Annotated in this window: 1 pseudogene; it reads left to right on the top strand. The window is 49.5% G+C overall.

The features are described 5' to 3' along the window. Nucleotides 1–255: pseudogene (locus tag DW49_RS1000000131200) on the top strand (transposase); the annotation flags it as partial. Nucleotides 256–503 lie beyond the last annotated feature (248 nt).

Genomic DNA, 503 nt, shown 5'->3' with positions numbered 1-503 from the left:
GTCCAAGCCGTTATAAAAAGCATGGCGAGAAAAGTTTGATCGCACGGGTCTATCGCAAAATCGAGTTCACGAAAGCCCAGTTGCGGGCGTAGGTTGAACATCCATTTCGCGTGATCAAGCGCCAGTTTGGTTATACGAAAGTCCGGTTTCACGGGCTGGCTAAGAACACCGTGCAACAGGCCACACTGTGTGGCTTTGTCGAACCTTTGGATGGTGCGGAAACGGCTGCTGGCGATGGGAGAGGTGCGCCTGTAATGCGGAAAACGCCTTGGAAAGGTGCTGTTTTAAGGAAACTCGATGAGTTTAAAGCAGGAGAAATCTGATTATCTTATCGGGCGAGTTTTTTTGAACATCAGGCAACGAGGGCATCAAGAATCGATGCCTACTTCAGGGCTTCCCTAGTGTACCGTCTCAAAATTAACTTCTCTCATGCCTGCGTGCTCATTGCCGCGCGGGCTCGCTGTATTTTGTTCAAAATATCTTCTCCCTTAGCGTTCCAAACG

The organism is Pseudomonas avellanae BPIC 631 (genome assembly GCF_000444135.1).
GTDB lineage: Bacteria > Pseudomonadota > Gammaproteobacteria > Pseudomonadales > Pseudomonadaceae > Aquipseudomonas > Aquipseudomonas avellanae.
This window is presented reverse-complemented; position numbering and strand designations above follow the sequence as displayed.